At 71.2% G+C, this 12,727-nt stretch carries 10 protein-coding genes; 4 read left to right on the forward strand and 6 right to left on the reverse strand.

The genetic code is table 11. From position 1 onward, the window contains the following. Window positions 1-4 precede the first annotated feature (4 nt). The 4 genes from PKD06_RS01850 to PKD06_RS01865 all read right to left on the reverse strand — a co-directional run bounded on the left by PKD06_RS01850 (window position 5) and on the right by PKD06_RS01865 (window position 6,347). The gene (locus PKD06_RS01850) at window positions 5-1,162 is read right to left on the reverse strand and encodes a CaiB/BaiF CoA-transferase family protein (RefSeq protein ID WP_324377168.1); all 1,158 of its coding nucleotides are present in this window, start codon (window positions 1,160-1,162) and stop codon (window positions 5-7) included. A 38-nt stretch (window positions 1,163-1,200) separates the two neighbouring features. Further along, entirely contained in the window at window positions 1,201-1,977 is a 777-nt protein-coding gene (locus tag PKD06_RS01855; protein ID WP_324377170.1) for a TIGR02186 family protein, read from the reverse strand. After that, window positions 1,974-2,900 (reverse strand): sulfite exporter TauE/SafE family protein, encoded by a 927-nt coding sequence (locus tag PKD06_RS01860; RefSeq protein ID WP_324377172.1) that lies wholly within the window; start codon window positions 2,898-2,900, stop codon window positions 1,974-1,976. The genes PKD06_RS01855 and PKD06_RS01860 overlap by 4 nt, the downstream gene beginning before the upstream one ends. A gap of 120 nt (window positions 2,901-3,020) precedes the next feature. Continuing rightward, window positions 3,021-6,347, reverse strand: coding sequence for a hypothetical protein (locus PKD06_RS01865; protein WP_324377173.1), 3,327 nt, complete (start codon window positions 6,345-6,347; stop codon window positions 3,021-3,023). Window positions 6,348-6,614: 267 nt separating this feature from the next. Between PKD06_RS01865 and PKD06_RS01870 the strand changes: the two genes are divergently transcribed. Together PKD06_RS01870 and PKD06_RS01875 are read left to right on the forward strand one after the other, a co-directional pair. Continuing rightward, the gene (locus tag PKD06_RS01870; protein WP_324377175.1) at window positions 6,615-8,408 is read left to right on the forward strand and encodes an acyl-CoA dehydrogenase C-terminal domain-containing protein; all 1,794 of its coding nucleotides are present in this window, start codon (window positions 6,615-6,617) and stop codon (window positions 8,406-8,408) included. 36 nt (window positions 8,409-8,444) lie between these two features. Next, window positions 8,445-9,284, forward strand: coding sequence for an amino acid ABC transporter substrate-binding protein (locus tag PKD06_RS01875; protein WP_324377177.1), 840 nt, complete (start codon window positions 8,445-8,447; stop codon window positions 9,282-9,284). Between the two features lie 28 nt (window positions 9,285-9,312). On the opposite strand, the gene PKD06_RS01880 is transcribed toward PKD06_RS01875, so the two are convergent. Then, window positions 9,313-9,624 carry a chaperone modulator CbpM gene (locus tag PKD06_RS01880; RefSeq protein WP_324377180.1) on the reverse strand — a complete coding sequence of 104 codons (312 nt, stop codon included), beginning with the start codon at window positions 9,622-9,624 and terminating at the stop codon, window positions 9,313-9,315. Next, the gene (locus tag PKD06_RS01885) at window positions 9,621-10,526 is read right to left on the reverse strand and encodes a J domain-containing protein (RefSeq protein ID WP_324377182.1); all 906 of its coding nucleotides are present in this window, start codon (window positions 10,524-10,526) and stop codon (window positions 9,621-9,623) included. Before PKD06_RS01885 ends, PKD06_RS01880 begins: the two co-directional genes overlap by 4 nt. Before the next feature lie 221 nt (window positions 10,527-10,747). Here PKD06_RS01885 and rocF point away from each other — a divergent pair, with 221 nt between their 5' ends. Then, window positions 10,748-11,677, forward strand: coding sequence for an arginase (gene rocF, locus PKD06_RS01890; protein ID WP_324377184.1), 930 nt, complete (start codon window positions 10,748-10,750; stop codon window positions 11,675-11,677). 3 nt (window positions 11,678-11,680) lie between these two features. Continuing rightward, window positions 11,681-12,718 carry an ornithine cyclodeaminase gene (locus PKD06_RS01895; RefSeq protein ID WP_324377186.1) on the forward strand — a complete coding sequence of 346 codons (1,038 nt, stop codon included), beginning with the start codon at window positions 11,681-11,683 and terminating at the stop codon, window positions 12,716-12,718. Window positions 12,719-12,727: the final 9 nt, after the last annotated feature.

The raw sequence follows: 12,727 nt of genomic DNA on the forward strand, positions 1-12,727 counted from the left end.
CGGGTCAGGTCCGAAGAGCCCCGGTTTTCGCCATCTCCTCGATGCGATCCGCGCCGTAGCCGAGTTCCGCGAGGATCGAGGCGCCGTCCGCGCCGGGGGCGCGGGGCGGGCGGATCGCGGGGGCGGGCGTCCGCCCGAAGCGGGGGGCCGGGGCAGCCTGCAGGACGTCGCCCGCGCCCCTGACGAGCGTGCCCCGCGCCTTCAGCTGCGCGGCATGCTCCGATTCCGCGATCGTCAGCACGGGCGAGACGCAGGCGTCGGAGCCCTCGAAGATCGCCGCCCATTCGTCGCGGGTCCGTGTCCTGAACGCCGCCGCGAAGCGCGCGCCCTGCTCGGCCCAACGGCTGCGATGGTATTGCGCCTCGGCCGGCAGGCCGAGCCTCGCGCAGAACTCGGCATAGAATTGCGGCTCGAGGGGGCCGACCGCCATCGCCTTGCCGTCCGCCGTCTCGTAGCAGCGGTAGAAAGGGGCGCCGCCGTCGAGCAGGTTGCTCTCGCGCTCCGCCGACCACTCGCCGCGGGCGTGGAACATGTGGAAGATCGGCATCGTCGCCGCGACGCCGTCGACCATCGCGGCATCGACCACCTGCCCGCGCCCGGAACGCTGGCGCTCGATCAGCGCGGCCAGGATGCCGAAGATCAGGAACATCGTGCCGCCCCCGTAATCGCCGACGAAGTTCAGCGGCGGCACGGGCGGGGCGCCGCGCCGGCCCACCGCGTTCAAGGCTCCCGAGAGGGAGATGTAGTTGATGTCGTGCCCCGCGCTCCCGGCCCAGGGACCGTCCTGCCCCCAGCCCGTCATCCGGGCATAGACGAGGCGCGGATGGGCGGCGCAGATGTCGTCCGGCCCGAATCCGAGCCGCTCCATCACGCCCGGGCGGAAGCCCTCGATCAGCACGTCGGCGCGCGCGATCAGGCCGCGGCAGGCTTCGGCGGCCTCCGGCTTCTTGAGGTCCAGCGCGATCGAGCGCTTGTTCCGGCGGCTGATCTCGGTGGGATCGGCCGCGCCGGCCTCGCAGGCCTTGCCGGTCGCACCGGCCGCGCGGTCGACGCAGATCACCTCCGCCCCGAGATCGGCCAGCAGTTGCGCGGCCAGGGGGGCGGGGCCGAGCCCCGCCATCTCGACGATGCGAATCCCCGCGAGCGGGCCGGCCGATGGCATCCGATATTCCCGTTCCCGATGGCGGGAGGCGCCGCGCCTCAGTCGCGCCGGAAGATCACGCTGGCCACCCAGCCGAAGCCGAGGGACAGAATGCCGATGAGGAACGCATAAAGGAAGGACCGATCCTGCGACAGGTAGGAGATGCGCTCCTCGAATCCCTTCTTCACCACCTCGAAGCTCGCGACGCGCCGGGCCACCAGCTTCTCGCCCGAGAGGATCACCACCTCGACCTCGTAATTCCCGGTGGGCGCGGTGGCCGGGATCGGCACCGCGGCCCGGAAGAACCCGTCCGCCACGAAGACCACCCCGCGCATGTCCTGCCGCCAGAGCCCTTCCTTCGTCTTCAGCCGGATCAGCGCCTCCCGGAACGGATCCTGCTCGGCGGTCTGCTCGAAGGTCATTTCCGGCGCGTGGACGATCTCGGCCAGGCCGAGGCGCAGGCGCCGGCGCACGGCCGGCGTCGCGATCTCCGAAAGCGGGCGGGAGGTCGCCACGCCGAGCACCGTGGGAACCGCGACGAATTTCTGCTGGCTCCGGTTGATCCAGAGCGGGCCCACGCGCTCCTTCTGGCGGACCGTCATGCTCTCGCGCGGGCCCCGCACGGTGACCACGACATCGGTCGTCGCGGCGGGGGCGGGCTTGCGGTCGTCGCGCTCGACGACGCCGAAGAGCGCGAGCCGCGTGCCCGTATAGTTCGAGCCGATCGCGATCTCGTTCTCGGACAGCGACACCACCACCCGCTCCGCGCGCGCCGGAGAGACCCCGAAGAGGAGGGCGGCGAGAAGCGGGACGGCGAGGCGCGAGGGGGCGCTCATCGCCGGCTCTCCGGCACGTAGATCGAGAACGGCTCGGCCGGCTTGAGGATCACCTCGACCCCGAACCGGATGCCGACCGCGAGGACGAGGGCGCCGAGCAGGATGCGGAACAAGTCCGCCCGGATGGCCCGCCCGGTCCGGGCGCCGAACTGGGCGCCGAACACGCCGCCGACGATCAGCATGATCGCGAGGACGATGTCGACCGCCCCGTTGAAGGCGGCCTGGAGGATGACGGCGAGGAGCGACGTGCACAGCACCTGGAGCTGGGAGGTGCCGATCACCACCGCCGTCGGCACGCGGAACAGATAGAGGAGGGCGGGGACCATGATGAAGCCGCCGCCGATGCCCAGGATCGTGCCCGCGAAGCCGACGAGGAGCGACAGGCCCGCGACGGGCAGGACGCTGACATAGAGCTTCGAGCGCGGAAACTTCATGCGCAGGGGCAGGCCGAAGATGGCCGGATGGCCCCCGGCCCGCCGCCGCGGCTTCACGATGCCGCGGCGGCGCGCCAGGAAGTCGCGCACGCTCTCGATCAGCATCAGGGAGCCGATCGCCGTGAAGAGGGTGACGTAGGAGAGGACGACGACGAGGTCGAGCTGGCCCGCCCGCCGCATGGCCGCGAAGGCCCAGACGCCGACCACCGTGCCGACGAAGCCGCCGAGGGTGAGGACGGTGGCGAGCTTGAGGTCGATCGCGTCCCGCCGCCAGGCCGCGAGGGCGCTCGTCGTGGAGGAGGCGGCGATCTGGGCGGACTGGGTGGCGACCGCGACGGCGGGGGGGATGCCGAGGAAGATGAGGAGCGGCGTCATCAGGAAGCCGCCGCCGATGCCGAACATGCCCGAGACGAAACCGACCGCCGCGCCCATCGCGAGGATCAGCATGACGCTGACCGGCATCTCGGCGATCGGGAGATAGACCTGCACCTTGCCCTTCCGAAAAACCCGGCGCCCGCGCGAAAGCGGCGGGCGCAATGCGGCGCCCGCTTAGCCAGCCTCTAGCTGAACGATCGCTGAGCGCCGAGCCCGCCCGGCGCAGGGCTCGGCTCAGATCCGTGCTTCTTTCGAATGACGCCGGCCGGCGGAGAGGGGCTCGGTGAACCCCTTGGGCGGCACCAGCACCTCGTTGGCCGAGACCGCCGCCGGGGCGGCCTGCCAGCTCTCGACGCCGGCCTTGGCCCGGGCGAGGTCGGCCGGGGAGAGGCGCCGGCCCACGTCGTCGCGCTTCCTGGCCGCATCCTCGTCGCCCTGCTGCGCGGCGATGGCGAGCCAGTGATAGGCGCGGGCGAAATCCTGCGAGGTGCCGAGGCCCCGCGCATAGAGGACGGCGAGGTTGAACTGGCTGTCCTTGACGCCGTGCTCGGCGGCCTTGGAAAACCACTCGACGGCCCCCGCATAATCGGGCTTGCCCCCTGCGCCATCCGCCAGCAGGACGGCGAGATTGTGCATGGCCCGCACGTTCCCGCCCGCGGCGGCGCGCCGATACCAGCTCTTCGCCTTCTCGATATCCCTCGGCACGCCCAGCCCGCGCTCGTAGCTGTTGCCGAGGCGGTATTGCGCCGGGACCAGCCCCTTCTCGGCCGCCTTGCCGAACAGGCTCGCCGCCATCTTCGGATCGCGCGCCACGCCGCGGCCATCGGCCGCCCGGGCGGCGAGATCGTACAGCGCCACGGGATCGCCCCGGTCGGCGGCCTCCTTGAGCCCGACCGGAAGCAGGGCCGCCGAATCGCCGGCATTGGCCTGCCGCGCCTGGACGAGCGGCGCCGGAGCGGCGATGCGAGCCGGCTCCTTGGGAGCCGCCGCTTCCGGCGCAGCCGGGGGCGCCGTCTCCGGCGCGGGCGCGATCGATTGGGTCGTCACCGGATCGGCGACGGGAGGGGGAGCCGGATTCGTCGCCGCCGTGACTTCGGCGCGCTCCTCGATCCGCTCGGCCGCCGCGACCGGCGCGGCCGGCGCCTCGGCGGCCGGCCGGCGGCTCGCGACGACGGGAGCGGCCGGTGCGACCGGCTTCGCGGCCGTCACCGTGACAGTGGCGCCCGGGAGCCGGTCGGCCATCTGGGTCCTGACGATCTGCACCGTCCCGAGCGCCAGAACGATGGCGGCGGCCGCGAGCAGCAGCGGACGACGCTTGGAATCGATCAGCGCCCGCACGCGTCCGAGCATGTCCGAGGGCGACATCGTCCCGCGCGCGCCGGCCTTCGCCGCCGGGCGGGCCTTCGCCGCGCTGGCGGATTCGGCCGCCGCCGCCTGGGCCGCGCGGCGCGCCGCCGCGATGAAGCTCGACTTGATGTCCGGGGAGTCGATCGCCGCGGCCGCGGCCGCGATCGCATCCGCCGTCGACGGCCTGGGCGTGCCGCGAGGACGGACGGGCGGACGGGCCGCGCCGGGCTCGAGCAGCACCTCGTCGGCGGGAGGCGGCGCGAGCGGGGCGTCGGCCTCCGCCGGAAGGGAGGCGGCGGGGCGCTGGAGCGGGGCCGCCGCCGCAGGCTCCTCCGCCCAGGACGGCGCGGCAGGAGGCGGAGCCGCGGCGGGACGCCGACTCTCGGCAGGGTGCCGCCCCTCGGCAGGGAGCCGGCCTTCGGCCGGGCCGGACCCGCTTTCGAGCGAGGACAGCCGCGTCATGACGTCGGAGAGCGCGGACTGCACCGCGGACAGGCTCTGGCGCGTGCGCTCCTCGGCGACGGCGTAGCGGTCGCCGATCTCCACGAGATGGCGCTCGACCTCGGCCGCCACCGGCATGGAATCGATCGTCTCGGCCACGGCCGTCCGGGCGGCATGCTCGGCCGCCTCGATGGCGCCGTCGCGCCAGGAGGAGACCTGGTCGAGGATCGCGGACATCGAGCGCTCGAGCCCGGCAATGGCGGGATCGCGGCTCGGCGCCTCTCCCATCCGCGCGGCGATGGCCTGGATCTGGCGCTCCAGATGGTCGAGCGCCTCCGGGTCGGAAACCCGGCGCTCGACCCGCTCGATCTTGTCGACCAGGGCGGTGAGCGTGGCCTCGATGGGGCGGCCGATTTCGCGCAGGGCCTTGGCGGCCTCCTCGCGCGGGCTGGAGGTGCGCGCCAGGGACTCGAGGGAGGCGCGAAGCTCCTCGACCGCGCCGCGAAGCGTCTCGAATTCGCGCGGAGCCACCTGCCGGCCGCCGATCTCCGCGATCTCGCGGCGGATGGCCGAAAGCTGCTGGTCCACGGCGCCGAGCGCCCGCGGGGCGTTCGCCTCGGCGAGGCCGCGGCGGACTTGCTCGATCTGGTCCGACAGCGAGACGATCACCGAGGGATCGACGCCGCCATCGGCCACGCGGTCGAGCTTGCGCGAGAGGCTCTGGATGCCCTGCGCGATCGGCGCCATATCGACGACGGGCGCCGGCTTCTGCTCGGAGAGCCGGCGGATCTCCGCCTGCAACCCCGCGAGATCGGGGGCCGGGCGATGCTCGGAGAGCCGACGGATCTCGGACTGGAGCGCGGCGATCTCCTGGCTGGCGGTGGATTTCTCGCCGGCCCGGCGCAGCTCCATGATGTCTTCGGTGAGGGATTGCAGCCCCTTCTCCAGCCGCGAGAGATCGTCGCGGCGCGCCACCTCGGCCATCGAGCGCCGCAGCGTCTCGACCTCGCGCTGGACCTGCTGCTCCTTCTCGCCCGGCACCGGCATCTCGTTGATGCGGGTGGCGAGCTGGGAGATCTCCTGCCGGAGCGTGGTGAGCATCGCGGTCTGGGAACGGGCCAGGGTGCCGAGAGCCGGCAGCCCCGAGGGGCGGCGCATCTCGGGGGGATCGCGCTCCAGACGGGTCTGATGGGACCTGATCTCCTCCACGGCCGATTTCAGCTCCGCGCCGGATTTCAGCGGCCGGCGGCCGGCCGTTCCGGGCGCGGCGCCCAGCCTTCCGGCGACCTCGCCGAGCCGCGCCTCGAAGCCGCGCAGCGTCTCGTCGAGATCGGGGATGGCGCGGGCGGAGGAGCGCTGGCCCTGATCGGAGAGCCGGTCCTCGAGGCGCCGGATGGCGGCCAGGGCTTCGGACAATGTCCCGTCCCCCGATTCGGGACGGGCGGCGGAGTCGGGGCGGCCGGCCGCCGGCGCGGCCCCGGCGAGCTGTTGCTGGGCCTTCTCGATCCAGCTCGCGACCGAGTCGAGCGTCTCGGACATCCGCGAGGGCGCCTCCGGCTCCTGATCCTGCCCCGGGCCATGGCGATACTCCTCGCGCGGCCACGACTCCCGATGCGTGTCCCGCCGCTGCCCGCGGCCCTGCGCCTCGGCGTCGGCCCGGCCATGGCTCTCCTCCGCCTCCCGGCGCGGGTGGCCCTCGCGCCGCGCGCCGAAGCGCGAATCGTCGTCCGGCGAGGAGCCGAAATCGCTGGAGCGAACGTGCCTTCTCATCATCGCGGCGGCACTCACGTCGGAGGCGGGACGTCTCGAACCGGCCACCCGGCCCCGCGGCGGATGGCGTCGCGTGATCGGAGAGATCCTTGCCGGATTCCCCCCTTGCCACGAGATATTCCCGACCTTTGCGGGTCAGGGTAAACACCGGGTTAATTGGTTAACGCTTTCCGGGCAGGCGCCGGCAGGTCCTGCTCGCGAGGTCGTGTTTACGGTTCGGACCCCATAGATTGCGGACCGGGCCGCTGGGCCGAGGCGGGGAGAAGCACGATGGCGATCTACAAGGCGCCCGTGGAGGACGTCCTGTTCATTCTCGGGGAGGTGCTGCACTACGAGCGGTACAGCAACCTTCCCGGCTTCTCCGACGCGCCCCCGGATGTCCTGGAGGCGATTCTCGCCGAGGGGGCGAAGCTCTGCGAGGAGGCGATCCAGCCCCTCAACGCCGTCGGCGACCGGGAGGGCTGCACGCGCCATCCCGACGGCTCCGTGACGACGCCGGCGGGCTTCAAGGCGGCCTACGACGCCTATCGGAACGGCGGCTGGCTCGGCCTGTCGGCGCCCGCGGACTATGGCGGCCAGGGCCTGCCGATGACGCTGAACACCGTCATGCAGGAATTCATCTCCTCCGCGAACCTCGCCTTCGGCATGTATCCGGGCCTGACGCAGGGCGCGATCGCGGCCCTCCTCGTCCACGGCTCGCAGGAGCAGAAGCGGACCTACCTGCCGAAGATGATCACCGGCGAATGGGCCGGCACCATGAACCTGACCGAGCCCCATTGCGGCACCGATCTCGGCCTCCTCAAGACGAAGGCGGTGCCGCAGCCGGACGGCTCCTACGCCCTTTCGGGCACCAAGATCTTCATCTCGGCCGGCGAGCACGACCTCGCCGAGAACATCATCCATCTCGTCCTCGCGCGGATCGAGGGGGCGCCGGAGGGCACGCGGGGCATCTCGCTCTTCGTCGTGCCGAAATTCCTGGTCCAGGCGGACGGCGCCCTCGGCGCGCACAACGGCGTCTCCTGCGGCTCGATCGAGCACAAGATGGGCATCCACGGCAACGCGACCTGCGTGATGAACTACGACGGCGCCAGGGGCTGGCTCGTCGGGGGCGAGAACAAGGGCCTCGCCGCCATGTTCGTGATGATGAACGAGGCGCGGCTCGCGGTCGGCATGCAGGGGCTCTCCCAGTCCGAGGTCGCCTGCCAGAACGCCGCCGCCTATGCGCGGGAGCGTCTCCAGGGCCGCGCGCTGACCGGGCCGAAATTCCCGGACAAGCCGGCCGATCCGATCATCGTCCATCCCGACGTGCGCCGGACCCTCTTGCAGATCCGCGCCTTCAACGAGGGCGCCCGGGCGCTCGCGCTCTGGGCGGCGCTCTCCTCCGACGTCGCCCATCGCTCGCCGGATCCCAAGGAGCGGCAAGCGGCGGACGACCGGCTCCAGCTCCTGACCCCCGTCATCAAGGGCGTCTTCACCGAGCTCGGCTTCGCCAATGCCGTCCAGGCGCAGCAGGTCTTCGGCGGCCACGGCTATATCGAGGAGACGGGCATGTCGCAGTTCGTGCGCGATGCCCGCATCACCATGGTCTATGAAGGCGCCAACGGCGTCCAGGCCATGGATCTCGTCGGCCGCAAGCTCGGCCGCGACGGGGGCCGGGCCGTCATGACCTTCTTCGGCGAGGTGGCCGCCTTCTGCCGCGAGAACGCCGGGGAGGAGGCGCTGAAGCCTTTCGTCGCCTCCCTCGCCAAGAGCCTGGAGCACGCTCAGGCGAGCGCGATGTGGTTCGCCCAGAACGCCATGGCCAAGCCCGACAATGCCGGCGCGGGCGCGACCGACTTCATGCATCTCCTGGGCCTTCTCGCCATGGGCTACATGTGGGGCCGCATGGCCAAGGCGGCGCTGGCGAAGAAGGCGGCGGGCGAGGATCCGGGCGGGCGCATGGAGGCGAAGCTGATCACGGCCCGCTTCTTCGCCGAGCACATGCTGCCCGAGACGAGCCTTCGCTATCGCCGCATCCAGGCCGGCGCCAGCGCCGTCATGGCGATGCCGGCGGAGATGTTCTAGAGGCTGTCACGACGCTTCGCTGAGAGGACGAGGATCATGCGGGCCTTCCTGATCGCGCTTCTGTGCATGACCGTCTCGACGGCGGCGCTCGCGACGGACACGCTGAAGCGGGTCCGCGAGACGGGCACGCTGCGGCTCGGCGTGCGGTCCGACGCGCCGCCCTATTCCTACCGGGCGGCCAACGGCGATCCGGCCGGCTATATCGTCGATCTCTGCCGGGAGGTCGCAGCCGCCATCGCGAAGGCGGAGAAGGTCCCCTCGCTGAAGATCGACTATGTCGACGTCTCCTCGACGACCCGCCTGACCGCGGTGCGGGACGGCAAGGTCGATCTTCTCTGCGACCCGACCTCGATGACGATGTCGCGCCGCTCCCTGGTGGATTTCTCGCTGCCGACCTTCATCGACGGCGCCGGCGTGCTGCATCGGGCCAACGAATCGTACCGGCTCGAGGATCTGGACGGCAAGAAGATCGGCGTCCTCCAGGGCACGACGACCGAGGAATCCCTGCGCTCGACCCTGGCGCAGCTCGGAACCAAGGTCGAGATCGTCCCCATGCAGACTCATCCCGAGGGGGTGCGCAGCCTCTCCGCGGGAAAGATCGACGCCTATTTCGGCGATCGCGGCATCCTCAGCTATCACCTGATCAACAGCCGGGCCTCCACCGCCCTGAAGCTCGCCGACCAGTACTACACCTTCGAGACCTATGCGCTGGCCCTGCCGCGCGGCGACGAGAAGCTGCGCCTGCTCGTCGATGCCACGCTGGCGGATCTCTACCGCACGGACCGCGTGAAGAAGATCTACAACCAGAGCTTCGGGACCTTCCCGCCCGACCAGTTCATCCGGGCGCTCTTCGTCATCAACGGCGTGCCGAAATAGGGAGCGGTTCTCCCCGCCAGCGGCAGGGCTATCGCATCTGGCGGCTTCCGCCGCGCCGCCCCTCCCCCGAGGCCCGGCCCTGGTCGCGAAGCTCGGCGAGCGCGCGGCGCAGGCCGTGCAACTGGTCCATCAGGTGGAGCACCACGTCGACGCCCTCGTGATTGACGCCGAGGTCGCGGATCAATTCCTGGATGAGATGGGCGCGGGCGACGTCGCGGTCCGAGAAGCGGGAGCCGGCCGGCGTCTCCGCCGGGACGAGCCATTGCCGCTCGATCCAGAATTCCAGCGTCTGGACCTGGAGTCCCGAGGAGGTCAGGAATTCCTGCTTGGTCATGATCATGACGCGCCGGCCTCACGGGGATTGTGGTCCTTGCCCTGGCTCCACTTCGCCACGAACTCCTCGAGCTCGGGATCGGGGGACTTGGGCAGCACCACCTTCAGCTTGACGTATTGATCGCCGTGGCCGCCCTCGCGGCGGGGAGCCCCCTTGCCTTTCAGGCGCAGCCTCGTGCCCGTATTCGAGCCTTTCGGCACCGCCATCGACACCTCGCCGGTCGGGGTCGGGACGATGACGCGCCCGCCCAGGATCGCCTCGGCGAGCGAGACGGGAAGCTCGAGCGTGATGTCGTCGCCCTCGCGCGTGAAGCGCGGATCGGGCAGCACCTCCACCTCGATGAGGGCGTCGCCGGGGCCGCCCGTCCCGGCGCCCGGCGCCCCCTTGCCCTTGAGGCGCAGGACCTGCCCGTCGAGCATGCCGGGGGGAATCTTGACGTCGAGCGTGCCGCCCTCGGGCAGCGTCAGGCGCTTCGTCGCCCCCGCGATCGATTCGGAGAACTCGATCGGCAGCCGGTAATGGAGATCGGCGCCCCGCCGGTTCGCGCGGGCCCGCTGCCCGCGCCGCAGGAGTTCCGCGAAGGCGTCGTCGGCCTCCGCGAAATCGGCGAAGCCGGCATTGCTCGTATAGGCGTGGCCGTCATCCTCCGCCGCGAAGTCGCGGTAATAGCGATATTGCGGCTTCTCCGCCCCGGCGGCATCGATCTCGCCGGCATCGAAGCGCCGGCGCTTCTCGGCATCGCCGAGGAGGTCGTAGGCGCCCGCGACCTCCTTGAACTTCTCCTCGGCCGCCTTGTCGCCGGGATTGAGATCCGGGTGCAGCTTCTTGGCGAGGCCCCGATAGGCCTTCTGGATCTCGGCCGCCGTTGCGGTCCGGGCGACGCCGAGAACCTCGTAGGGGTCCCTCACGGCGCATTCCCCCGCTCGTCCGCGGCACCGTCGGCCAAGGTCATCGAGACGCCCTCGATCTTCATCGCCCGCCCCGGCGGCGGCGCGGCCGGAGCCTATCCGCCGCGCCCCGCCCCGCCAAGATCGCCCCCGCCCCCTCCCGATGGAAAACGGATGGCCCGTTCAATCCGTCACCCTGCGGCCTTATCCTGCCGGGATCGCGAGGGATGGCGAGGGACCGAATGACGGCACGCAACTGCATTCTGATCGGCGCCCCGGTCCAGGACGGGGCGGGCCGGCTCGGCTGCGACATGGGGCCCAGCGCCTATCGCGCCGCCGGCCTGCGCGAGACCCTGGCGGAACTGGGCCTCGCGGTGGAGGATCGCGGCAATCTCGCCCCGGCGCCCTTCCGGAACCTGTCCCATCCCAACCCGGCGATCCGCAACCTCGCGGCCTTCGACGCCTGGACGCGCGCCCTCGACGAGGCCGCCTTCGCGGCGAGCGGCGCGGGGCTGCCGATCTTCCTCGGTGGGGACCATTCGCTGTCGGCGGGCACGGTGGCGGGGATGGCGCGGCGGGCGCGGCACGAGGGACGCGAATTCTTCGTGCTCTGGCTCGATTCCCATCCCGATTTCCACACGCTGGAGACGACGACGAGCGGCAATCTCCACGGCGTCCCCATGGCCTATGTCACGGGCCTCCCCGGCTTCGGCGATGTCCTGCCCGCGCCGGCCGCGCCCGTGCGGCCGGAGAACGTCTGCATGATCGGCATCCGCAGCGTCGATCCCGCCGAGCGCCGGGCGCTGGCCGGGACGGGCGTCTTCGTCTGCGACATGCGCGCGATCGACGAGAACGGCATCGCGGTGCTGCTGCGCCGCTTCCTCGACCGCGTCGAGGCGGTGGACGGGATGATTCACGTCTCCCTCGACGTCGATTTCCTCGACCCCGCCATCGCGCCCGGCGTCGGCACGACGGTGCCGGGCGGGGCCACCTTCCGCGAGGCGCACCTGGCGATGGAGATGCTGCACGACAGCGGCCGGGTCTCCTCGCTCGACCTCGTCGAGCTGAACCCCTTCCTGGACGAGCGCGGGCGCACCGCGCTGCTCATGGCCGATCTCGCCGCAAGCCTGATGGGCCGCAAGATCCTCGACCGTCCGACCAGGAGCTACTGAGCCATGCAGGCCCGGCTGAACATCGTCCCCTTCGTCAGCGTCGACCACATGATGAAGCTCGTGCTCGCGACCGGCGTCGAGCGCTTCATCAAGGAGCTGGCGGGCGTCATCGAGGAGGATTTCCGGCGCTGGCACGTTTTCGACAAGAAGCCGCGCATCGCCTCCCATTCCGCCAAGGGGGTCATCGAGCTGATGCCGACCTCGGACGGCACCACCTACGGCTTCAAATACGTCAACGGCCATCCGGCGAACATGCGCGAGGGACGCCAGACGGTGACGGCCTTCGGGGTGCTCGCCGATGTCGGCAGCGGCTATCCGATGCTGCTCACCGAGATGACCATCCTCACGGCCCTGCGCACCGCCGCAACCTCGGCCCTCGCCGGCTCCCGTCTCGCCCGCAGGGATGCGCGCACCATGGCGGTGATCGGCAACGGGGCGCAGGCCGAGTTCCAGGCCCTCGCCTTCAAGGCGCTGCTCGGGATCGACCGGCTCCGGCTCTACGACATCGACCCCACCGCGACGGCGAAATGCGTGCGCAACCTCTCGAGGTTCGGCTTCGAGATGCGATCCTGCTCCAGCGTCGAGGAGGCGGTCCAGGGCGCCGACATCGTGACGACGGTGACGGCGGACAAGCGCAACGCCACGATCCTGACCGACAATCTCGTCGGTGCGGGCCTCCACATCAACGCCGTGGGCGGGGACAGCCCAGGCAAGACCGAGCTGCATGCCGACATCCTGCACCGCTCCGACATCTTCGTCGAATATGCCCCGCAGACGCGGATCGAGGGCGAGATCCAGCAGCTCGCCCACGACCATCCCGTCACCGAGCTGGCGGAGGTGATCGCCGGACGCGCGCCGGGGCGGCGCGATGCCGGGCAGATCACGCTCTTCGATTCGGTCGGGTTCGCCGTCGAGGATTTCTCGGCGCTCCGCTATGTGCGCGCGAAGCTCGAAGGCACGGGCTTCTTCGAGGAGCTGGACCTCCTCGCGGATCCCGACGAGCCGCGCGACCTCTTCGGCATGCTGCTGCGGGCGGCCTGATCCCGGCGA

This window comes from Enterovirga sp., assembly GCF_035325185.1.
In the GTDB taxonomy this organism is placed as follows: Bacteria; Pseudomonadota; Alphaproteobacteria; order Rhizobiales; family Beijerinckiaceae; genus Enterovirga.